The organism is Amycolatopsis sp. NPDC059021 (assembly GCF_042739895.1).
Lineage (GTDB): Bacteria > Actinomycetota > Actinomycetes > Mycobacteriales > Pseudonocardiaceae > Amycolatopsis.
Window position 1 is genome coordinate 4,017 of record NZ_JBHYIQ010000125.1, and the last position, 21,680, is coordinate 25,696.

Here is a 21,680-nt window from a genome sequence, read left to right on the forward strand (position 1 = left end):
GTCAGCAGCGGGACGTGTTCGTCGAGGGGGGGGGGGGCCGCGCGCGCCCGCGCGCTCGGGGGAGGGGGGGGGGGCGCGCGGGGGCCAGGCGTGGGCGCCCCCCGGGGGCCTCGAGGCCGGCGGAATCCTCGGTCTCGCCGAGCTCCAGGCACCGCTCGCCGGTTCCGGCTCGGCCCACTGCGAGGTCGTGCTGGTGGAAGGAGAACACACCTCGGTCGCCTTCCGGGCCAACCACGAGGTGATGGACGGCAAGGGGGTCGTCATCTGGGCCACCGACGTGTTCCGCGCGCTGCGCGGCGAAGAACCGCACGGCGCACCGGACCCGGTGAGCGTCAGCGACATCTTCGAGGACGTGACCGGCGCGGAGGACTTCAGCCTGACTTTCGACCACCTTCCGGCGCTCGGCTCCTGCGAGCCCACCCACCGCTCGCGCACCGTGTCGGGGCGCCGGAGCGTCCAGGGCACGTTTCCCGGTCTCGTCGCGAGGCTGGCCGTCCTCCTGCGCGGCGTCACCGGTACGGAGCCCGGGGTGTTCTACATCCCGGTCGACCTCCGGCCCCGCAGGCCGGGCGTGGCCAGCACCGCGAACCTCGCCTCCGGGTTTTCCCTGGAGGTGGCCCCCGGCGAGACCTGGCCGACGGTCCACGAGCGTGTTCTCCGTCTTCTCGAAGGGGACGCGGCGCTCGGGAAGTCGCTGTCCGCGGACGTGCTCGACACTCCGCTCGCCGAGCTCGACGAGGCGATCGCGACCATGGACGGCAAGATCCGTGAACGCGGGAGGTACCCGGCGAACGCGGTCCTCTCCCACGCGGGCCGTATCGATCCCGCGGATCTGCACACCCCCGGGTTCACCGCGCACACCGCCTATCTGACGACGCGGCCGGAACCGGGTGCGCCCCCTGTGCTGGATCTCGTCGAGGTCGGTGGCCGTACCGAAATCACCCTGTCCTGGTGGGACGGCCCGGAAACGGCCGAGCGGATCGAAGCCCTGCTGGACGAGGTCGCGGAGGGCCTTTCCCCGGCCGCGCTGCGCCACTGGCCGGGCAACGACACCGCGACCGAGTCCACCGACGACGCCGGCATCGTCGAGCGGTTCCTCCGCCAGGCCGCCGAGACTCCGGACGCCATCGCGATCGACAGCCCCGGCGATCGCCTCACCTATGCCGAACTGGCGCGGCGCACCGCGGTGGTCGCGGCGGCGCTGCGGGATCTCGGCGCCGGCCCGGACACCGTGGTCGGCGTCCTGGGCGACCGTTCGGTCTCCGCGACGGTCGCGGTCTGGGGCGTCCTGCGCTCCGGCGCGGCCTATCTGCCGATGGACGCGCACAATCCGGACGCGCGGATCGCCGGGCTGCTCCGCGACGCCGGCGCGCCGGTGTGCCTCGTCCAGCGGCCCCATCACGAGCGCGACTGCGTACCGGACGGCTGCACCGCCGTTGTCATCGAAGACCTGGACTTCACCGCGGAACCGGCGTTCCAGGACGTCGAGATCCGCGACGAGCACCTCGCGTACGTGATCTACACCTCCGGTTCGACCGGACAGCCGAAGGGCGTGCAGATCGAGCACGGTGCCCTGCGCACCTACCTGGACTGGGCGATCCGGGACTTCGGGATCGACGCCGGGACACGGCTGCCGCTGCTCGCCTCCGTCGGCTTCGACGTCGCGGGGACGACGTTCTTCCCGCCGCTGCTCGCCGGCGGGACGATCGTGCTGCGGCCCGCCGAGATCAGCCACGCCATGCTGCACGAGCTGCTCACCGGATCCGGCGCGAACACGCTGTCGCTCACCCCCTCGCATCTGGCGCTGATCAACCGGCTGGGCATCCGGGCCACCGGCTTCCGCGCGGTGATCCTGGCGGGCGAGCAGCTGCACACCTCGGTCGCCCGGCAGGCCCAGGACCTGTTCGGCCCCGACTGCCGGATCATCAACGGCTACGGCCCCACCGAGACCACGATCACGATGACCCTGCACCTGTTCGACAAGGAGACCGACACCGGCAGCGTGGTCCCCATCGGGGTGCCGACGGACAACACCACCATGTTCCTGCTCGACGCCACCGGCCGGTTCGTCCCCGAGGGCGAGCCCGGCGAGGTCTACATCGGCGGAGCGCAGCTGGCCCGTGGCTACCGAGGACGGCCCGACCTCGACCGCGAGCGTTTCGTCCGGCTGGCCGACGGGACCCGCGTCTACCGCTCCGGCGACATCGCCCGGCTGCTGCCCAGCGGGGAGTTCGAGTTCCTCGACCGCACCGACGACCAGGTCAAGGTGCTCGGCCACCGGATCGAGCCCGCGGAGATCGCCAAGGCCCTCGAAACGCATCCCGCGGTCGGCAGCGCGGTCGTCGTGCCGCGTACCGCGGGCGAGCACAAGGCCTTGTGCGCCTACGTCATCCCCATCGCCGAGGTGACCGCCGGCGAGCTGACCGAGCACCTCGGCGGGCTACTGCCGAAGTACATGGTGCCCGCGGCGACGGTGTTCGTCGACGACATCCCGCACACCATGAACGGCAAGGTGGACGTGCGCCGCCTGCCCGACCCCTTCCGGCGCGGCGACCAGCCGGTGGCGGCGGGCGACCGCGACGAGCTGACCGAGTCGGTCGCCGCGATCTGGGCGGAGGTGCTCGGCCTGAACCCGGACCAGATCGCCGGAACCGCCGACTTCTACGCACTCGGAGGCAACTCGGTCCTGTTCATCTCGATGCTGGCGTCGGTGTCCGACGAGATCGTCGGGGACGCGGGCCAAGAGCGGTTCACCGCGGCCTTGAGCCGGATCGTGCCCGAGCCGACCCTGAGCAGGGTCGCCGAGTCCGCCCGCGAGGCCAAGGACTTGCCGAGCGCCGGTAAGGATGCCGAGACCATCGTGTGACGACCGGAAAGCGCGCTGGATTCAGGTTCGGCTCAGCACCGAGCCCAGCACGATCACGATCCACCCGCGCTCCGGCTTCGGCCACCAGAACGCGGTGACCGGTGCGCAGACCCGCTGAGCACGTGCAACGCCGACACCGCGCGAGGCGACGAGTCTTCGAGCAGGGGCAGGCCGACGTCCCCGGACACACGCGTGAAAAACCGCCCGGCCTGCCGGCGCCGATGCTCGGGCGTCAGGAGGACCGAGACATGATCTTCCCCGGAGCACGGACCGGCTCGTCGGCCAGCGGGACACCGGTAGCGAGACGCCCGAGCATGGCGTCCAGCTCGTCGACGTAGCGCTCACCCCGCCCGGCGGCCATGCGTGCGCGGACGGCGTGGCGGACGCCCATCAAGATGGCGCTGAACAGCAGCACATCGGAGTCGCCGGGCTCCCGGCCCGTCGCGGACCCGATCACCTCGGCGTACTGCTCGATCCCGAACGCGTTGCGCTCGCGCAGGATCGCCGCGATGGCGGGCACCGTCCGGGCCAGCCCCATGCGGACCTCCTCGAGATCGCGAGCCTCGTCGCCGAGGGAGGCGAACGAGTCCCGCAGCACGCCGCGCACGGCCTCGAGCAGCGGAGTCCCCTCGGGCACGGCGGCCATCATGCGGCACATCACCGGGTCCACGGTGTCGAAGAGGAGCACGTCCTCCTTGGTGCCGAAGTACCGGAAGAAGGTGCTGCGGCTGACCTCGGCGGCCGCCGCGATGTCGTCCACCGTCGTCTCGGCGTACCCCTGGTCGCGGAACAGCCGCAGGGCATGACGCTGTAGCTCGGCGCGCGTGCGCTCCTTCTTCCGCTCCCGCAGGCTCACCCGCCCATTGTGACACGCGAAGCTTTTTGACACTGCGTCTCATTTGAAGCGTAGTATCAGATCTATGGAAAACGCGCCTGTGAGCGGAGAACCAGACGAGAAGCAACCCGGTATCCCGCCTTCGTCACGGGCGTTGCTGCCGGGCCTGACGCTCGCGTGCCTGGTAGTGGCGATCATCAGCAGTCTGGGCGCGCCGTTGATCCCGACCATCGCCGCGGAAAATCACGTGTCGCTCGCCGACGCCCAGTGGTCGTTGACGATCACGCTGTTGGTGGCTTCGGTCGCCGCCCCGGTGATGGGCCGGCTGGGCGACGGACCCTACCGGCGGCAGGTCTTCCTGCTCTCGCTGGTCGCGATGATGCTGGGCGGAGTGCTGGCGGCACTGCCGGTCGGGTTCGGCCCGTTCCTGGCCGGGCGTGGCCTGCAGGGTCTGGGGCTCGGGCTGACGCCCTTGGCGATCGCGACTGCCCGCGAGGCCTTGCCGCCGGAGCGCATGCGGGCCGGGGTCGCGATGCTCTCGACCACCACCGCGGTGGGCGTGGGCCTGGGCTACCCGGTCACCGGGCTGCTCGCGAAGGCCGGTGGCCTGCACTTGGCCTACTGGTTCGGGGCGGCGGTCGCCGCGGCCGCGTTGTTCGTCTCGTGGCGCGTCGTCCCGGCGTCGGCGCGGCGCCGCCAGGAACGGCTCGACATCGCCGGTGCTGTGCTGCTCGGCGCCGGCTTGGCCGGTCTGTTGCTGGCGCTCAGCAAGGGCGAGAAGTGGGGCTGGGGATCAGGACCGGTGCTCGGAATCCTCGTCGCGGCCGCGGCGGTGCTGGCCGTCTGGGTGTGGTGGGAGCTGCGGGTGGCCCATCCACTCGTGGCCTTGCGGCTGCTGGGCGAGCGCGCAGTATTGACGGCAAGCGTGGCCACCTTGCTGGCCGCTGTCGGGATGTACTTGCTGATCTCGCCGGTGACCACGTTCGTGCAGACGCCGATCAGCACCGGCTACGGGCTGGGCGGCACTGTCATCGTCGCCGGACTGGTGCTGGTCCCGTTCTCCGCGACCAGCTATCTGGCAACCCGGGTGGTGCCGTGGCTGGTGCGGCGTACGTCCTACGAGGCGGTCCTGCCGCTGTCCTCGGCCATGATGCTCGGCAGCATGGTCTTGTTCAGCGTGGCCCGCGACGACATCTGGGAAATCGTGGTGGTGATGGCCATCGCCGGTGCCGGGACCGGCTGCGTCTTCGCGGTGATGCCCGGCTACCTCATGCGCGCCGTGCCGGCCCAGGAGACGAGCAGTGCGATGAGCTTCAACCAGATTCTGCGTACCGTGGGCTACTCCACCGGCGGAGCCTTGGGCGCGACCATACTTCAGGCGCATATCGCGCCGGGAAAGAGTTTCCCCGCTGAGAGCGGCTACACGATCATCGGCGTGGTCGCCTGCGCCGGGTGGGTGCTCACCGCCGCCGCCGCGATCCTGCTGCCGCTGGGCCGGCGCCCTCGCCCCGGTCCCGCGCAGCACGGTGAGCGCACCGTCGCGATGGCGGCCGTCCCGGAGTCGGCACACCCGCGGGGTGAGACCGGCTAGCCTGGCGCAGTGGGACGGCTGGTGCTTGGCGCGGTGATCGTCGGTGCCACCGTATTCGCGGTGTGGCGCCCGTTGAGGTTGTCCGGCATGCCGTTGCGGGGGCGGGGAAACCCGGCCCGCTGGCTGCTCGCCGTCATCGCGTTGATCTATCTCAACCAGGTGCTGTTCACCGTCTACGTGGACCGCGTGCACCACGGGGACGCCGGCTTCATCAGCCGCTACGTCCCACCGGGGTGGTTCGATCTGGCCGACCTCGGTCCGGTACCCGGCTGGTTCCCCGAGCCCGGCCTGCTGTCGGTGAGCCTGTTCCGGATCTCGTCCTTTTGGGAATTGCCGTTCGTCGTCTTCGCCTACCTGACGGTGTGCCGCTGGCTGGACGCCGCGGCGTACCGGCGCGCGGTGCGCCTGGTCCGGCCCGCATCGGCCGCCTGCACGATCACGTTCTGCCTCATCGAATGGGAACTGCGCAATCCCTGGACCACCAAACAGGATCTGCTGATCCGCGCGGCCTCGGGAATCGTGGTCCCGCTGTGGGTGTCCCGGTTCGCAGGCGACACCGGCAGGCGGGTCCGGTCCCTGCCGGATCTGGTGCTGTTCCTCATCTCGGCCGGCGCGCTGGGCTGGCTCGTGCTGGCCGTCTACGACAGCGCTCTGCTGTACAACCTCGGCCACGTACCCGCGCTCCTGCCGGGCGCCGCGATCGCCACCGCGGTACTCGTACTGGCTCGGGTACTCGCCCATCGGGTCCCCCACCGCACCTGCGGTCCGGGACTGGCCGCGCTGATCCGCTCGGCCGCTTGGCTGGTCGTGGTGTTCTTCGTGCCGGCGCTGGCCATCCGATACGGACTGAACTTCGGCCTTCCGGCGCTGGCCGCCGTTGCCGGCGTAGCGATTGTGGTGGTCGCACTCGTTGCCGGCATCGGCCGCGCGCCGGGACGGGCGCTGCTCGGCGAACTGGCCCTCGCGCTGCTCGGTGGCGTCGTGCTCGCCGGTCCGGCGTATTTCCTGGCCGGCGGGTACCCGGAGGCACGAGTTTTCGCCGCGGCCATGGCCTTCCTGGCCGGAATGATCGCCGTGTGCGCCTTCGCGGACCGGCGGGCCGCCCCGGTTGCCGACCAGTTCGAGGGCGCTCACGTCGAGTCCACCGAACCGTGATCAGACGGCCGGACGGCGAGTACCGCGGCCGCGCCGCGCCTCGGCGTCAGCCGCGGTGCCTGCCGTTCGTGGCGCGCAAATACTGTTTCGCGGAGCGGATGAGGTCGTTGCCGAGTTGTTCGAGGAGACGGCCCGTCGTCGCGAGCCGGGCTCCGGCGACGGTGTCCCCGCCGAAGGTGTCGGCGCCGCGCAGCGCGGTGTCGGCGAGCCGCTGGTTGGCGCGGACGCCGACCACCGCCGCGCGAAAGCCCGCGTCGTCGTCGAGGAAATACCGGTGCCGCCTCCCCTCGCCGTCCCGGCCACGGCGGATCAGCGCGTATTTGTCCAGCAGCCCGACCGCGTGCGAGATGGTCGCGGCGCTGACCTGCAGGCGCTGTGCCAGCTCGGCGGCCGTGCCACTGCCGGTCTCGGAAGCGAACAGCCAGGCCAGGACACCGGCGGCGGTGCGCGGCAGGCCGATCTCGATGAGCGCGGCGGTGAACTCGGCCACGAACGCGGCCGCCGCCTGCGGATCGGGGCCGCCGTGTTCACTGACCGGCGTCGCCGGGCGCGGCCTGCGGCGGGCGCGGTGGCTCGTCCCGAGCTGGGCCATTTCCGCGTTGTAGCGGCCCGGCCCGCCGTTGCGGGTGACCTCGCGCATCACCGTCGAGGTGGGACGGCCCAGCCGGCGGGCGATCTCGGCGTAGTCCAGGCCCTGCCCCAATCCTCCGGCAATCCGCTGCCGCTCGGCTATCGTCAGTCGGCGCCCCGGCATCCAGCAGTCTCCTCCGCTTCTCCTCGCCAGTATCCGCGCCCGGCGTCGATCGTTGCAACGTCCCGTCTTCGGCGTGCATTAACCGTCAGTGTCATTGCAATCATCAATTGCCGACACGACCAGCGCAAACAGCGTGAATCCAGGCAACGCCGCGTTGACCGGTATTTCGGCTTGTTCCTAACGTGGGAATCAGTATCCGGACCACACCAGCCCGTGCTCCCCTTCGGACAAGCGAGGTATCAGCATGGCCCAGCAAGCTGTCGAACTGCCCATGGAACGCACCCCGGGCTGTCCGTTCGACCCGCCCGCGGAACTGACCCGCATCAGCGACAAGGCGTCACTGACCCCACTGTCCTTTCCGGACGGACACGAGGGATGGCTTGCCACCGGCCACGCCACCGTGCGCAGCGTGCTCGCCGACCCGCGCTTCAGCGCGCGCAGCGAACTCATGCACTGGACGGGCCCGGGAAACGACCAACCGCCGCCGCCCGCCGATCCCGGCGTCTTCCTCACCATGGACGCGCCCGAACACACCCGGTACCGCAAGCTGCTGACCGGCAAATTCACCGTACGCCGCATGTCACAACTGACCGAGCGGATCGAACAGGTAGCCGCCGAACACCTCGACCGCATGGAAAGCCACGGCGGGCCGATCGACCTGGTCACCGCCTACGCCCAGCCGATCCCCGCCACGGTGATCTGCGAACTGCTCGGCGTGCCCTACGCCGACCGCGAGCAATTCCACGGCGACGCTGCCACCCTCTTCGGCGCGGACATGACCACACCGGAAGGACAAGCCGAGTCGTACCAGGCATACGAAGCGCTGATGACCTACGTCCGCACCCTGGTCACCGCCAAACGCGCGGCACCGACCGACGACCTCCTCAGCGACCTCACCACCGGCGACCTCACCGACGACGAACTCACCGGCATCGGCGGGCTGCTGCTCGCCGCGGGCCTGGACACCACCACCAACATGATCGCGCTGGGCACCTTCGCGCTCCTGCACCATCCCGGCCGATGGACCGCCCTGTGCGCGAACCCGGACCTGACCGATTCGGCGGTCGAGGAGCTCATGCGCTACCTCACCGTCGCGACTCCGCTGGCCCGCGCCGCGCTCGAAGACGTCGAACTCGACGGCCACCTGATCAAAGCCGGATCCACCGTCGTGCTGGCCACCTCCTCGGCCAACCGCGACCCGGCGAAGTTCACCGACCCGCACACCCTGGACCTGCACCGCAACGCCGCCGGCCACGTCGGCTTCGGCCACGGCGTCCACCAGTGCATCGGCCAGCAACTGGCCAGGGTCGAGATGCGGGTCGCCTTCCCCGCCCTGGCCGCCCGATTCCCGGGACTACGGCTCGCCATTCCCGCCGAAGACGTGCCCCTACGCGAAAAGGCGGCCATCTACGGGGTGACCGCACTTCCGGTCGCCTGGTGAGACCCGGCCAGGGTGCGGCGGTGGTCACGCACCCCGGCCGGGAAACCGCCCTGGCCGCATGACCGAACCGTTGTCTCCGGGACAATTCCAGGAACCGGCACTCGAACCCCCGCGTCTCCTGCTCGTTCACGGGCGTTGCCCGGCACACAAGGCACTGTTGTAAAAAAGCGAAACTCCCACAAAATCGCGGAAGTTTCCTCGAATGCTCCACAAGTCACCACTGGTGGTGCCGAGATGGCAGCAACGAGAGTGGGTGCGTGACCTTCCACATCAGTGACCCGGGTGGTGTTCGTTGCGCGAAGATTATGGTGCGACCTTTCGGATGAGCAGGCGATCGTTCGCCTTGGGAACGGGGTTGGGCGCAGGCGCGATAATGCTCTCCTCCCCCGGCGTGGCGTTTGCTTCGACAAACCCGGCCGGCGGGCTGGTCGCCGCCGATCCGGGATGGGTCTGCGCCGTGGCACGAGCGGTCGCGGTGCGGCCGGTCGAGTTTCCGGGCTTCGGTGAACCAGGCCCGGCGCAGTCCCGCGTCACCATCTCCAGAGCAGAGACCGCGGCCGCCCGGCTCACGCCGGACAGGATGAGGCTGGTGCGGAGGGGCATGTCCGAACTCGCCGGCGCGAACGTGGCGACGACCACTGCCGATGGCGTGGTCCTCGCCGCGGGGCGTGTGTTCCGGGCGAAAGGTGCCGCGGTGGACGCCGCGTTGCGCGCGTTGGTGGCGGTCGCGGTCGCGACGGTCTCGGCGCATTACGACCCCAACGCGGATGCGCCCGCCGAATTGTGGCTCAGCTTCGCCCGCAGCTACTGCCTTCGCGTACCCCGATGAACAGAGCATTTCCTCGTAACGAGGACTACGCACGGCTAGTCCTCGATCGGCTGGCAGAACTCACCGCGATGGTGAGCCCGGAGTTGCGGCGTCCGGTGCGTGCGCTGGCGAATGCGCCAGGAAAACGTATTCGTCCGCACCTGCTCGAGGTGTGTTCACGCTTCGGCGCACCATATCGGACGCGGTTGGTGCGGCTCGGTGCGATGGTGGAACTGATACACATCGGCTCGCTACTGCATGACGACGTGATCGATCGGGCGACTGTGCGGCGCACTCGGCCTGCCGCGCACACCGTGGACGGCCACGAGATCGCAGTGCTGGCGGGAACCGCCTGTGTGGCGCTGGCCGCCCAGGAAGCGGTGGAACTCGGACCCGAGGTCATGCTGGCCGTGAGTTCGACGGCGACCGCGCTGTCCTACGGGGAACTGCTGGACGTCGAGCGAGCGTTCGACCTGAATCTGCGCACCGGCGAATATGTCAACATCGCGCGGCATAAAACCGGCAAGCTGTTCCGGTTGTGCTGCGTGCTCGGTGCCGCCGAAGCGGGCGCAGATCCGATTTTGCTGGACCGTCTCGCAGTCTTCGGTGATGAAGTGGGTGTCGCGTTCCAGATTGCCGACGACTGCCGCGACCTGTGGAGTGCGGACACCGGGAAGCCGATCGGTACCGACCACCGGCTCGGGCTGTTCGGCCTGCCGACGTTGTGCGCGCTCCGCCGTGGCGCCCCGGGCCTGGCCGAGTTGCTGCTGTCACCCGCCTTGACCGACCACGATCTGCCGGTGATCCGCGCACAGGTACTCACCGTGGGCGGAATCGACGAGGCTATGTCGGTTGCCCTCCGACACCGTGAGAAGGCCGTGGCCGCGCTCGGTGAAGCGGCCCGCTCCAGCACCGGCCAGGTGTTGCTGAAAACGATCGAACGGTTATGGCCGTGCGGAACCCCGACGTGAACAAGCCGGGCGAGCCGGTCGCTGTCTTGATCGTGGGCGCGGGGGTGGCCGGTAGCACCGCCGCGGCCGAACTGGCTCGACGAGGTGTTCAGCCGCTTCTCGTCGGCCCTGCCCCGAATGCGACCGCTCCGTCGTATCGTGTGCTGGTCTCCGACCGGTTGCTGCGTCGCGACGCCTTGCCGCGACAGCAACTCAGCAGCTTCACCGTCGTCTTCGACAGTGCGAGTTCGGCCTCCTGGCCCGCTACAGGACTCCAGACAGTGTGGCGACGTGACCTGGAGAAGGCGTTACTGCGCCGCGCACAGGCAGCCGGGACCCAGTACGTCGAAGGCACTGTCACCGCCGTCGCCAGGCAAGCCACGTTATGGCGAGTGACCATCACAGCCGCCGACGTCGAGCAGACGACGCTGGCTCGTCACCTCGTCCTGGCCACCGGGGCCCACGAGGTCGACGGCATCGCTCTTCGCCAGCGTGGAACCCGCGCCGGACTCGGCGCGGTACGCGCATACACCGGGCTCCCGCGGACGGCCGGGCCCTCTTGCATCTGCCGCCGCCCGTACCGTCCGATCCGCGGAGCGCGCCGCTGTCGATTCGAGTGCTGCCCGCAGACCGGCCCGGTGCACCTGGGACCATCTCGGTCACCTCGGCCCGCTGTGCGGACGCAGCGTCCCCGGACGAGCTGCTGTCCACAGCCTTGGACGCGCTGGCCCTCGTCGACCGGCGATACGCGCGTCTGCGCGCAGCCGGGCCTGTGACGACGGGCCACATCGACGCCGCGTTCGCGGCCGACCGGTCCGAGCGTGCCGGCGTCTTGCTTCTCGGTGAGAGCACGGGCCTGCTCAATCCGTTCACCGGGGACGGTATCGAGCCCGCGCTTTCTTCCGGTGTCCTCGCCGCCGAGGCGATCGCCGCGCACCCCCGAGCACCGGCCGCCGCCGTCACCGGGTACAGCCGTGCGCTGGCCAGGGACTTCGTCGGCTACTACGACACCGCGACCCGGGCCACCCGCCGGTACCACCTCACGTGGCGCGCGTTGTCGGCGAGCATCACCAGCGACAACCCGTTCTTCGCCCGGTCACGCCGCGCTTTGGTTTTGCCCGGTGGGCTCGCCGACCCCGCTAGTGGAACATTCCCGGCCGACCGGCACAGCCTGATGGCTGAGCCGTTCCTGCTCGCCTGTACCGAGATAGCGGTCGCCGCAGCCGGTAAGCACTGGCCGTTCGCCGCGTCGCTGATCACCCGTGCGCGGCCACCGGCCCGGCAGGCCCTGCGACCCGCGCGGATCTTCGCGGGAGCACTCAGCGCGGAGGGGAAACCCCTCGACATCCAGTGGGCCGGGGTCGCCGCGGCGATCGAACTCGTCATGATCGGCGCCCTCGCGCTCACCGCCACCGCGCCCTCGCCAGAACGAACCGCACGCGGCGTGGACTGGCCGTCGGCCACGGCCGTGCTGGTCGGCGATTTCCTTCTGTCACGGGCAAGCCTTCTCATTGCCGAACAGGCGCCGGACCTCTCGGGCCCCTTCACCGACTGGCTGACGGAACTGGTGGAGGCGCGGGCCCGACAGCTGCGGCCCGACGGGCCGCCCCGGTCGAGCCTGGCGTTCTTCGGTGCGTTGTTCGAGTTCCCGGCCCGAGTCGGCGCGGCACTGGCCGACTGCTGCGATCGCGCGACGACGGCCCTGCGGAAGTTCGGGCGGTCCTGCGGCGCGGTCTTCGTGTATGCCGAGGACCATCTCGCGTTGACCGGGCGGCAGACCCGGCTCGACACCACCATGACCGGCCTGCTCTCGAGCAAGCTGTCCGCCTTCCCCGGGCTGACGGACCACCACGCTTTCGGGGCAGCACCGCACCATGACCCCGTGCTGTGCCGCCAAGCCGCCACTCTCGCCCGCAATCGATGCCGAGCCGGCCTCGAACAAGCACACGGATTCCTCGACCAACTGCCCGACACACTCGGCACCGGGATTCTGCGAGCGTTCGCCACGCACCTTGCCGGACCGTGCGGTCCCGGCGACACCACACAGGGGAGAAACACGTGAAGAAGACACGCCTGCCGAGAACCATTCCAGTCCTGACCGGACTCACCGTCGCGTTGACAGTCACCACTGCGGTCGCGGCCGCCGACACGGCTGCGGCCTCACTGCCCGTCCCCACGGCCACGAGTCTGCTCGACAGCTGGACCGACAACGCAGGACCACGACTGCGGCCATTGCGGTCGACGGACGCGGACGGCGTGCCGGATATCAGCACGGACCGCGTACCGGATCTGCTGACGGTGGAGGCCGCGAAGGGCGAGCTCGCGGTGCACGAGGGAACCGGACAGCCCGGCGGCCGTGGCGCCTTCGCCGGATCCGTCAAGGTGGCGACCATGGGGCTCGAACGAACATGGCTCGGCCAAGGCGACCTGAACGGAGACGGATACAACGACCTCGTCAGCCTATCCAGTGACGGAACACTGTCCCTCTCAGTGCACAGTGGCATCTTCGCCGGAGAGAACACCTTTCGGCCGGAGCGGGTGATCGCCCGCGGCTGGGGTGCGGCGAGTCTGGTCACCGTGGCCGACTTCGTCGGCAGGGACACGCGCAATCCCACCGAACTCGACGGCCTCGCCGACATCCTGTTCCGGCACGGCACCACGATCTACGCGTACGTGAATCAAGGCCCCGACGCGTCGGGGAACGTACGGTTCACCAATCTTGGTGCGATCCTCGACAACGCCCAAGCCGTCACCAGCATGCAGCTGGCCGACGTCACCGGCGACGACTTCCCCGACTTCTTCATGACCTTCACCGACGGCAGTGCCCGGCTCCTTGACCTGTTCGCCGAACAGGACTCCACGGGAAAATCGCACGAGAAGTGGTACGTCCTCCGGCCGTCCGGAGTGGACGCGGCCGACGTGCGCATCCTCACCGACATCAACGGCGACGACTACCCCGACCTCGTCACCCGGGACAAGACCACCGGCGCGCTCCTCGCCTGCCTGCACAACGGGAACTGGGAGCCGGCTTCCCCGTCCACGGTCTTCGATCCCGCGCACCCGAAGGTCCTGGCCACCGGCTGGGCCGGCTACCGCATCGTCGCCTGACGCGGACCGACGACAGGGGAAGGAGTTCCATGCTCGACGAGCGCGCACAAGCACACCTTGCACACGGAAAAGACCGCATCATCAGCAGATTCTGGGAACTGCGCAACATCGTCTCCGTGGGGGTGAGCACCCGGGAGCGCGCAGGTGAACGCACCGACGAGCCCGCGATCCGGGTCGGTGTAGCGAAAAAACGCAAGCCCGGGTACCTGCGGGCAAGCGACATGCTCCCCGACCGGATCGACGTGGACGGCCTGTCCTACAAGGTCGACGTCGTCGAAACCGGCGAGATGTTCAGCAAGGAGGAAAAGGAGTTCCAGCCGCCCAGCTGGACGTACAACGACCGGCAACGCAACCCCCTGAGGCCAGGCGTCTCCATCACCAACGCATCCAACGGAGAACATGGCATCTACGACAGCGGAACGCTCGGCTGTTTCGTGCGCGACCCTTACAACCAGATTTGCATCCTGTCCAACAGACACGTCCTGGTCAACCTCAAGGAGCGCAACCCGAACAACAACGTGATCACACAGCCACTCCCGAAGCCCTACGGGGACAAGAACATCGTGGCGACACTGGCGACCGACATCCCCTGGAAACGCGGCGTGCACGCGAAAAACCTCTGCGACGCCGCCTACGCGCGGCTCCACGACCAGTCGGAGGAGGGATACACACAAACGCCGATCCACCCACGAATGACGGCGCCGAGCCCGGAACACAAGGCTGTCGGGTTGTTCTTCGCCGGGAACAAGCACCACTCCTACGGCTATATCTGCAAGATCCACTATGTCCTGGAAGGCCTCCAGCTGAGCATGCTGACGCCAGGCAGCGCGTGCGCGGCCGGCGAGTACCGGTTCCTGGCGAACATCCACAAGGTCGGAGCGCGCAGCGGCTACTCCTCCACTCGCATCGAAGACCTCAGCGCCACCGTCAAAGTGAACATGAGCGGAAAACGGTACAACTTCACGGATGTGCTCGGCACCGGAAGAATGGGCTGGCCCGGCGACTCGGGATCGCTCGTGTGCTACGGCGGCACGGGCGCGGACTGGGTTCCCCTGGAAAACCCCGACGCCGGGGACTGCTCGATCTGGGCTTCGGTGGGAAAGATGTACAACCTCCCGCTGCAGGGCGACATCCCGCTCGCCGATCGGCTGCGAGACGAGTTCCTCTCCAAAACCACCCTCGGCAACTTCCTCATCGAGGTCTTCTACCTCAACGCCGAGGCCATCGTCGCCCGCACCGAGGCTGCGCGAACCTCCCCGTACGAGAAGGCCGCGGCGCGTGCCATGTACGACAAGTACCGCACCTTCATGGAGTCCGCGCTGAACAACCCCGCCGATCCCGGATTCGTGGTCAGACAGGAACATCTCGACGACACCAACCAGCTCATCAACGGCATCTCCGCGCATCTCCGGGCCGAGGAGGCGCAAGCACTCAGAGCGATCTACGAGCGGACGGTCAAACCGACACTGGGCATGACCCACGGCAATCTGCTGGACTACCTGAACAACCGGGCCGTGTTCGACGCCGTCAGCGATCAGCTCGCCCGGGTACCCACCATCACCACCCAAGGCGTGGTCACCGGCAACTGACGTCGCTATCGAGGCGAGGAACCAATGGCATACGGCTTCGAAGAACCCGGGCCCGAGAAACGGCAGCGGCTGGAACGTTTCGTGCTCGAGAACCCGGACGTCGACGGCGGCGGATTCACTATCGACCACGCGCGCACCGTCGTCTGGCTCGCTGTCAGCGACCCCGCCACCCGTGTCGAGCTGCCGCCGGAGCTGCGTGAGTATCCAGTGCTGTACCGGCCAGGCCCAATCTTTCCGCAGTCATGAGCCGAGGTGTCCTGGGAAGGCGAAGACTCTTTCGGGGCGAACCCGGTCTTGTGCTCGCCGTACTCACCGGATGTGTACTGCTGGCCGGCTGTCAGGAGGTCAGCGGGGACTCGCCGCCCAACAGCGGCCGTCCGCCGACCTTGTTCGGCGGCAAGGGGGACATGTATGTGGATCCGGCAGGTCCCGCCGCGCGATGGGTGGCCGCGCATCCGGAGTCCCCGGACAGGGACACCATCGCCAAGAGCATCGCGTCCCGGCCCGCCGCGCGCTTGGTGACCGCGCCGCGAGCGCAACTGCGCGGTGATCTCGTGTCCTATCTCGACGGTGCCACCGCGGCCAATGAACAGCCCTTTCTGCTCGCGGACGCCGACAGCGCGGTGCGCTGCTCCCCCAGCCCCCACGACGATCGGCAGACTCGACTGTCCACCTACCGTGAGTGGTTCACCGAACTCGGGACACTGATCGGAACGCGGTCCGCGCTCGTCGTGGTCAAGGCCGGTCGCTCCGCGCGCCCCGGCTGCGGTGCCCGGATCGGCGAGACAGAACGTATCGAGATCGCGAAAGCGTCCGTCGAACAGTTGCACAGGAGCCCACATGTCCTGGTGTTCTTGGATGTCACCGACCTCGCCGGCACGTCGCCACCCGCCGCCGCCACGTTCGCGACCTCGGTCGGGCTCGGCAACCTCACCGGGCTCGCGCTCGACGTCGGCGGATATCAGCCGGAGACCAGCGCCAAGGAGATCCGGATGATCCTGAACCGCACGGCACCGCACAACCGGATCTTCATCCTCACCGACTCCAGCCGCAACGGCGCTCAGACCGACACCACCTGCAACCCGCCCGGCGCCCAGCTGGGCACCGGCGAATCGGTGGGCGACGACCCCGCCAACACCCAGCAATTGTGGCTGACCACTCCCGGCATCTCCGACGGCCCGTGTGGCCTGGCGCCGGACAGCACACGGGGCGAATTCGTCCCCCGGCTCGCCCTCGCCCTCATTCCCCGGGAGAAGTAGCGTGATCACCATGGCCAGGCTCGAAGTACCCGACGAATTCTCCCCGCTGCGGGAGGTGTTCGTCGGCATCTTCGACCCCGACGCCCCGATCGCCCCGGTGTCCTATTCACTGCGCAAGTACCTGTCCGCCGAGGCGGTGGAGCTGACACAGGAGAATGTAGGCCGGTCGTTCCGGGACATCGACCCGCCCGAGCGGATCGCCGCGACACGGAAGCAACTGGACGACCTGGCCGACCTCTACCGCGCACACGGCGTGGTGGTGCACCGGCCGCGGAAGCTGACAGCACTCGAGACGGAGTTCGTCGTGCCCGGCGGCGACCCGATGTTCGCCCGCGACCCTCTTGTGGTCATCGGCCACCGGGTCATCGAGACGTCGTTGATGATGCCCGCGCGGCGCAAGGAGATCTTCGCCTACCGCGACATCCTGCGCGAACGGATCGCCGAGGATCCCGCGGCCGCGTACTTCGCGATCCCGGGCCCCGCTCCGAGCACATTCGACCCTGCCGGGCCCGAGGGGACCGGCCCGTTCCTGGAGGGCGGTGACGTGTTCGTCCTGGGCACGGACATCCTCGTCGGCAACTCCGGCCTCGCCAGCAACCGCGACGGCATCGAGTGGCTGACCCACCTGCTGCGGCCCCACGGCTACCGCGTACACGAGGTCCGCCTCACCGACCAGTGGCTGCACCTGGACTGCGTACTCGCGGTCGTCCGGCCAGGGCTAGCCCTGTGCCATCGCCCGGCGTTCCCCGGCGGACTCCCTGGCCTGCTCGCCGGCTGGGAGATCATCGACGCCACCGAGGACGAGGCCCACGCCATGGGATGCAACACCGTGTGCCTGGCCCCGAACAAGGTCGTCATCCCCCGCCGGCACGACCGGCTGATCGGCCGTCTGGCCGAGCACGGCGCCGAGGTCGTCACCGGCTTCGACTTCGACCTGATCTCGGAGTTCGGCGGCGGCGTCCGGTGCGCCACGCTGCCCCTCTCCCGGGTCGGCCATCTCTGACGCCCGGCTTGCCGACGCGGTCGGCACCGTGGCCGAGTCCGGTCAGGACAGTGCGATCTGGTACTCGATGGCTTGCAGTGGCGTCGCGGTGAAGCCGAGTCCGATCGCCGCGCTGGTGTGGATGTCGTCGTCGGGTGCGATGATCGTGCGCGCGAGGCGGACGCCGGGATATTCCTGGCCGAGCATCGCCAGGACGGTGGACAGCAGTCCGGTGACCACCTCGGTCGTCTCGTCGTCCGTCCGGTCGTGCCGCAGCGTCGCGAGATTTCCGTCGATTTTCGCGCCGTAGCCGGCGGTGCGCCAGCCGACGAGGAAAGTGCCGTCCTTCGCCTCGAGTGTTCGCACCTGCGGGACCACGCTGGGCATCGGCCTGCCCGGTAGCGGCCGATGCCACCATCGGTACACCGTCGACCTCGGCGTGGCGCCGAGCCGTGTCACGGCCGGGGTGATCGCGTCGGCCGTCTCGGTGACCCATCGCAGTGCGGTGCCCCCGGCTTCGCGTGCCAGCTGGGAAACCGCGCGGGCCAACGGCACCAGCGCGTCACCGGCCAGTTCCGCCAGCATCACGAAGCGCAGCGACGGATCCTTCGCGCCGAGGTCGAGCAGCTGAACCGAACCGGCCGTCACGCCATGCCGGTAGGCCACGGCGACGGCGACCGTGTGCTCCCCGCTCCAGCTGGTCGCGGCTCCGGCCTGCTCACGAAAGATCCGTACGGTCGTGGCGCCCCGTCCGGTCATGCGTTCCCCTTTCCGCCAGGCCGCTCTGCCGTCGTTGCGGCTTCTGCCGAACTTCTGTTTCTGTACGCATGTACAGACCTATGTGGACTGTGGTAATCATCTGACCATGCCCCGCACTCGGCGGCCGAGGACGGGGCTCGGACCGACGGAGGACCCGGATGCCAGGACGACGCGGGGTGGCCGACCCCCAGCGGCGGGAGCGGATGATCACCGCCGCGGAGAGAGTCGTGATCGGCGCCGGTCTGGCCGGGCTCTCCCACCGCGCGGTGGCGGAGGAGGCCGGTGTCCCGCTCGGCTCCACCACCTACTACTTCGCGACGCTCAGCGAATTGCGCCAAGCCGCCCTCCGCCGCCTTCTGGAGAACTACCGCGCCTGGCTGCACGAGTGGGCCGAGCGCATCGGGCGGCCCCCACCGGCGAAGCTCGTCGGGCACCTCACCGACATGGTGTGCGAGGGGATCGCCGAGCACCGGCAGCACATCGTCGCCGAGTTCGAATTGTCCGTCGCGGCACTGCGCGATCCCGAGGTGGCCGAGGTCGCCACGGGGTATTCGGCGGTCACCACCGAGGTGCTGTCGGCCATGGCGGGCAAGCGCGCCGCGCTGGCCCTCACCGCCGCGTTCAACGGCGTGCACCTGGAGGCTCTCACCCGGCCGGGCGGGCTGTCGCGGCGGCAGATCGCCTCCGTGTTCCGGGCGATCCTGCTGCCCTAGCCCCGAAGCCGTCACGATCCGGCCTCCTGCCCGGCAGTCCCGGGGAACGTCGTCAGCCGCGAGCACGCGTCCGCGACCCGCGGATCCTCGAGTTCTCCGTACAGCTCGAAGGCGGCTTGCCATTCGTCACGTGCCGGTGCGGCACGCCCGAGTTCGTGCAGGATGTCACCGCGGCGCAGGTGGACGTCGGCCTCGCCCCACCGGTCGCCCACCGAGCAGCGCACCTGCGAGGACAGCTCGAGATACCGCAACGCGCGCTGGTGCTCACCTTGCGCGTGGTAGAGCTCCGCGATCTTGGCCAGTTTCCGGCCCCGCCCATAGTGGTTACGGACCTGCTCGCACAGCTCGAGGGCGCGCGTCGCCGTTGCCAGCGCGGTCTCGCGCCTGCCGTCACGGCATTGTGCTTCCGCCAGCACCGCCAGCGCGGCGGCCTGGCCGTCGCATTCGCCCAGCCGCCCGAGGAGTTCCCCGGCTCGCTGGGCGTGGTGCTCCGCCAGCTCGGCGTCGGTGCGCTCGCACGCGACGCGAGCGAGGCCGCACAGGGCCCAGGCCTGACCGTGCTGGTCGGCGACCTCGGTGCCGATACGCAGTGCCTCGGTGAACAGCTCGCGGCTGCGATCCAGGTCGCGGAGCCAGAACTGGGCGACCGCGTAATCGGTGTGCAGCCAGCCCAGCCCGCGCCGGTCCCCCGCCGCCCGCGCGGCACGCAGCGCTGTTTCGAGGCCGGCCAGCCAGGCCGACCACGGTTTGCGGAGCATGAAGTAGTCGAACAGCGCCAGGGGAAGCCGCCACGCGAGGTCTTCCATGCCGTGATCGGCCGCGAGCCGGGTGATCGGCGCGAAGTTGTGCACTTCGGACTCGCACCACCGCACCGCCGCGGCGGAGTCGTCGAAGGCCTGCCCTTCGACGGGCAGCTCCGGCAGCGACAGCGCGCGCACATGAGCGCGATACGGCGCGATCTCGCCCGCGGCGTTGAGCGTACTGCGCAGGTACCACTCGACGAGCCCGCGCCGCGCGGCGGCCTGCTCCTCCGGGCTGTCCTCGACGTCGGCGCGTTCGCTCGCGTAGAGGCGGATCAGGTCGTGCATGCTGTAGCCGTCACGGTCGTGCGGCTCCAGCAGATGAGCGTTCACGAGCTGCTCGGCCAGATTCCGCGCTCGTTTGGCGGATATCCCGGCCAGCGCCGCCGCCGCGGCGGCGCTGATCCGGCGGCCCGGGTGCAGGCTCAGCAGCCGGAACAGCCGGGCGAGTTCGGCGGACAGGCCACGATAGGACCAGGAGAACACCGCGCGGACCGCGGTTGCCTCGCCCAGTGACAGCGAGTCCAGTCCGTCGGCGGCCAGGTGGGCGGCCACCGAAACCACGTCACGGTCCAGGCCGGTCACCACCCGCTCCGCGGCGATCCGCAACGCGAGCGGCAGGTGGGCGCACTGCCGCGCCAGCCGGCGCACCGCTTCCGGCTCTCCCCGGGTGTGGTCGTCGCCGATCACACCACGCAGCAACGCGAACGACTCGTCGGCCGACAGCGGCCCCAGGGTGAGCCGCCGCGCACCGGTCGACACCCCCAGGCCCGGCAACTGGCTGCGGCTGGTCACCAGCACCGCGCAGCCCGGCGAACCCGGGATCAGCGGGTGGATCTGCTCGACGCCGGCCGCGTTGTCCAGCACCACGAGCACCCGGCGCCCCACGAGCAACGATCGATACAGACCCGCACGCCGCGTCGGCGACGCCGGGATCTCCTCACCCGGCACGCCGAGCGCGAGCAGGAACTCCTCCAGCGCCTCCCCTGCCGACAGCGGCGTTCGCGCGGGAGAGTACCCGCGCAGGTCGACGTACAGCTGGCCGTCGGGGAACAGCTCGAGATTCTCGTGCGCCCACCGCAAGGCCAACGTCGTCTTCCCCGCTCCGGGGAGGCCGTCGATGGACACCACCCGGGGCGCGCCCGCCTGGCCCGGTTCTCGCAACAGTTCGATCAGCCGGTGCCGTTCGGCCGTCCGGCCGGTGAAGCAGGCGGTCACCGCCGGAAGCTGCGCCGGACGCCGCGACCCGGCCTCCACGAGTGCGACCAGGTCACCGGACGCCTCGAGAACCTCGTCGCACCGCCGCGCCAGTTCTGGGGAGGGAACCGCGCCGTTCTTCACCTTGCTCAGCCAGCTGCGCGTGTATCCCACCTGGTCGGCCAGCTGCCGCCAGGACATGCGCCGCCGTGCCAGCAACCTGGCCAGCTCGCGGCTGAACGCGGCACCACCGGTCCCCGTTTCCACCATGCCCATTCGCCTCACCCGACTCTCGCGAAGCACGTCGCGTCACCGGACAACCCCAGCCAGGCCGACGGGCCTTTCCCGAACTCACCAAGAACGATCGGCATCATCACTGCCCCGCTCCCTCCCCTAGTGCGATGAATCATCCACCCGCCACGCCCAGGATGGCGCGTCGCGCGAGCGGACCGGAACCGTTTACTCGATTACTCCACCGATCACCCCTGGCGTCTCACGGAAACCCCTCTAGGCTTGAGCCGGTCATGATCGACAACACCCGGCGCCCCTCCCGCCCGAAAGCTTTGCCGATATTCATCGCATCATTTTTCTCCTCCCCGTACCACTACGTCTCCACCAGGAATCGCATGGTCCACACCAGATTTGCCACATTATCTGTACCACGGTACACATAATGTAGTACAGGTGTACACAAAGTACGCCACGCGGACAACACCGACTACCCCTGCAGGGGGAGGACCGGGGGAACGCCGACACGTTCCCCCTCGCGGTGGACACGCGCCGGGCGGCCGGATTCACGGCGGAACGCGCCCGGTGCCCCATGTCCACCGCACGTCCGGGTAAGTGCCCGGGGGGCCCAACCCCCACCCAAAC

At 69.4% G+C, this 21,680-nt stretch carries 18 protein-coding genes; 14 read left to right on the forward strand and 4 right to left on the reverse strand.

Annotated elements, in window-relative coordinates:
* The first annotated feature begins 193 nt into the window (after positions 1-193).
* Entirely contained in the window at positions 194-2,866 is a 2,673-nt protein-coding gene (locus ACFWX1_RS42530; RefSeq protein WP_378395584.1) for a non-ribosomal peptide synthetase, read from the forward strand.
* A 232-nt stretch (positions 2,867-3,098) separates the two neighbouring features.
* Here ACFWX1_RS42530 and ACFWX1_RS42535 read toward each other — a convergent pair whose 3' ends face one another.
* Entirely contained in the window at positions 3,099-3,722 is a 624-nt protein-coding gene (locus tag ACFWX1_RS42535; RefSeq protein ID WP_378395585.1) for a TetR family transcriptional regulator, read from the reverse strand.
* 79 nt (positions 3,723-3,801) lie between these two features.
* Here ACFWX1_RS42535 and ACFWX1_RS42540 point away from each other — a divergent pair, with 79 nt between their 5' ends.
* Both ACFWX1_RS42540 and ACFWX1_RS42545 read left to right on the forward strand, forming a co-directional pair.
* Positions 3,802-5,292 carry an MFS transporter gene (locus ACFWX1_RS42540; protein WP_378395586.1) on the forward strand — a complete coding sequence of 497 codons (1,491 nt, stop codon included), beginning with the start codon at positions 3,802-3,804 and terminating at the stop codon, positions 5,290-5,292.
* A 9-nt stretch (positions 5,293-5,301) separates the two neighbouring features.
* Entirely contained in the window at positions 5,302-6,447 is a 1,146-nt protein-coding gene (locus tag ACFWX1_RS42545; RefSeq protein WP_378395588.1) for a hypothetical protein, read from the forward strand.
* Between the two features lie 46 nt (positions 6,448-6,493).
* On the opposite strand, the gene ACFWX1_RS42550 is transcribed toward ACFWX1_RS42545, so the two are convergent.
* Complete coding sequence (locus ACFWX1_RS42550; protein WP_378395589.1) at positions 6,494-7,201, reverse strand: helix-turn-helix domain-containing protein; 708 nt, start codon at positions 7,199-7,201, stop codon at positions 6,494-6,496.
* A gap of 244 nt (positions 7,202-7,445) precedes the next feature.
* Between ACFWX1_RS42550 and ACFWX1_RS42555 the strand changes: the two genes are divergently transcribed.
* The 10 genes from ACFWX1_RS42555 to ACFWX1_RS42600 all read left to right on the forward strand — a co-directional run bounded on the left by ACFWX1_RS42555 (position 7,446) and on the right by ACFWX1_RS42600 (position 17,359).
* Positions 7,446-8,642: a cytochrome P450 gene (locus tag ACFWX1_RS42555; RefSeq protein WP_378395590.1), complete on the forward strand. Its 1,197-nt coding sequence runs from the start codon at positions 7,446-7,448 to the stop codon at positions 8,640-8,642.
* Positions 8,643-9,015: 373 nt separating this feature from the next.
* The gene (locus ACFWX1_RS42560; protein ID WP_378395591.1) at positions 9,016-9,471 is read left to right on the forward strand and encodes a hypothetical protein; all 456 of its coding nucleotides are present in this window, start codon (positions 9,016-9,018) and stop codon (positions 9,469-9,471) included.
* On the forward strand, positions 9,468-10,421 hold the full coding sequence (locus ACFWX1_RS42565) for a polyprenyl synthetase family protein (RefSeq protein ID WP_378395592.1): 954 nt from the start codon (positions 9,468-9,470) through the stop codon (positions 10,419-10,421). The genes ACFWX1_RS42560 and ACFWX1_RS42565 overlap by 4 nt, the downstream gene beginning before the upstream one ends.
* Positions 10,397-11,176, forward strand: coding sequence for an NAD(P)/FAD-dependent oxidoreductase (locus ACFWX1_RS42570; RefSeq protein ID WP_378395593.1), 780 nt, complete (start codon positions 10,397-10,399; stop codon positions 11,174-11,176). The genes ACFWX1_RS42565 and ACFWX1_RS42570 overlap by 25 nt, the downstream gene beginning before the upstream one ends.
* Complete coding sequence (locus ACFWX1_RS42575) at positions 11,173-12,462, forward strand: hypothetical protein (RefSeq protein WP_378395594.1); 1,290 nt, start codon at positions 11,173-11,175, stop codon at positions 12,460-12,462. The genes ACFWX1_RS42570 and ACFWX1_RS42575 overlap by 4 nt, the downstream gene beginning before the upstream one ends.
* Positions 12,459-13,508: an FG-GAP repeat domain-containing protein gene (locus ACFWX1_RS42580; protein WP_378395595.1), complete on the forward strand. Its 1,050-nt coding sequence runs from the start codon at positions 12,459-12,461 to the stop codon at positions 13,506-13,508. The genes ACFWX1_RS42575 and ACFWX1_RS42580 overlap by 4 nt, the downstream gene beginning before the upstream one ends.
* 29 nt (positions 13,509-13,537) lie before the next feature.
* Entirely contained in the window at positions 13,538-15,097 is a 1,560-nt protein-coding gene (locus ACFWX1_RS42585) for a hypothetical protein (protein ID WP_378395596.1), read from the forward strand.
* Between the two features lie 24 nt (positions 15,098-15,121).
* Positions 15,122-15,343 carry a hypothetical protein gene (locus ACFWX1_RS42590; protein WP_378395597.1) on the forward strand — a complete coding sequence of 74 codons (222 nt, stop codon included), beginning with the start codon at positions 15,122-15,124 and terminating at the stop codon, positions 15,341-15,343.
* A 50-nt stretch (positions 15,344-15,393) separates the two neighbouring features.
* A complete protein-coding gene (locus ACFWX1_RS42595) occupies positions 15,394-16,356 on the forward strand; it encodes a glycoside hydrolase family 6 protein (protein ID WP_378395599.1) in 963 nt (320 codons plus the stop codon).
* A 10-nt stretch (positions 16,357-16,366) separates the two neighbouring features.
* Entirely contained in the window at positions 16,367-17,359 is a 993-nt protein-coding gene (locus ACFWX1_RS42600) for an arginine deiminase family protein (RefSeq protein WP_378395600.1), read from the forward strand.
* Between the two features lie 42 nt (positions 17,360-17,401).
* On the opposite strand, the gene ACFWX1_RS42605 is transcribed toward ACFWX1_RS42600, so the two are convergent.
* Positions 17,402-18,097 carry a hypothetical protein gene (locus tag ACFWX1_RS42605; protein ID WP_378395601.1) on the reverse strand — a complete coding sequence of 232 codons (696 nt, stop codon included), beginning with the start codon at positions 18,095-18,097 and terminating at the stop codon, positions 17,402-17,404.
* Between the two features lie 158 nt (positions 18,098-18,255).
* Between ACFWX1_RS42605 and ACFWX1_RS42610 the strand changes: the two genes are divergently transcribed.
* On the forward strand, positions 18,256-18,810 hold the full coding sequence (locus tag ACFWX1_RS42610; RefSeq protein ID WP_378395602.1) for a TetR/AcrR family transcriptional regulator: 555 nt from the start codon (positions 18,256-18,258) through the stop codon (positions 18,808-18,810).
* An 11-nt stretch (positions 18,811-18,821) separates the two neighbouring features.
* Here ACFWX1_RS42610 and ACFWX1_RS42615 read toward each other — a convergent pair whose 3' ends face one another.
* Positions 18,822-21,077 carry an ATP-binding protein gene (locus ACFWX1_RS42615; RefSeq protein ID WP_378395603.1) on the reverse strand — a complete coding sequence of 752 codons (2,256 nt, stop codon included), beginning with the start codon at positions 21,075-21,077 and terminating at the stop codon, positions 18,822-18,824.
* Positions 21,078-21,680: the final 603 nt, after the last annotated feature.

Bases quoted from the DNA above. Each gene is read 5' to 3' on its own strand.
- ACFWX1_RS42615 (WP_378395603.1), bottom strand. From the start codon at position 21,077: ATGGTGGAAACGGGGACCGGTGGTGCCGCGTTCAGCCGCGAGCTGGCC.
- ACFWX1_RS42605 (WP_378395601.1), bottom strand. From the start codon at position 18,097: ATGACCGGACGGGGCGCCACGACCGTACGGATCTTTCGTGAGCAGGCC.
- ACFWX1_RS42590 (WP_378395597.1), top strand. From the start codon at position 15,122: ATGGCATACGGCTTCGAAGAACCCGGGCCCGAGAAACGGCAGCGGCTG.
- ACFWX1_RS42550 (WP_378395589.1), bottom strand. From the start codon at position 7,201: ATGCCGGGGCGCCGACTGACGATAGCCGAGCGGCAGCGGATTGCCGGA.
- ACFWX1_RS42600 (WP_378395600.1), top strand. From the start codon at position 16,367: ATGGCCAGGCTCGAAGTACCCGACGAATTCTCCCCGCTGCGGGAGGTG.
- ACFWX1_RS42560 (WP_378395591.1), top strand. From the start codon at position 9,016: ATGCTCTCCTCCCCCGGCGTGGCGTTTGCTTCGACAAACCCGGCCGGC.
- ACFWX1_RS42565 (WP_378395592.1), top strand. From the start codon at position 9,468: ATGAACAGAGCATTTCCTCGTAACGAGGACTACGCACGGCTAGTCCTC.
- ACFWX1_RS42555 (WP_378395590.1), top strand. From the start codon at position 7,446: ATGGCCCAGCAAGCTGTCGAACTGCCCATGGAACGCACCCCGGGCTGT.
- ACFWX1_RS42610 (WP_378395602.1), top strand. From the start codon at position 18,256: ATGCCAGGACGACGCGGGGTGGCCGACCCCCAGCGGCGGGAGCGGATG.
- ACFWX1_RS42585 (WP_378395596.1), top strand. From the start codon at position 13,538: ATGCTCGACGAGCGCGCACAAGCACACCTTGCACACGGAAAAGACCGC.
- ACFWX1_RS42570 (WP_378395593.1), top strand. From the start codon at position 10,397: ATGGCCGTGCGGAACCCCGACGTGAACAAGCCGGGCGAGCCGGTCGCT.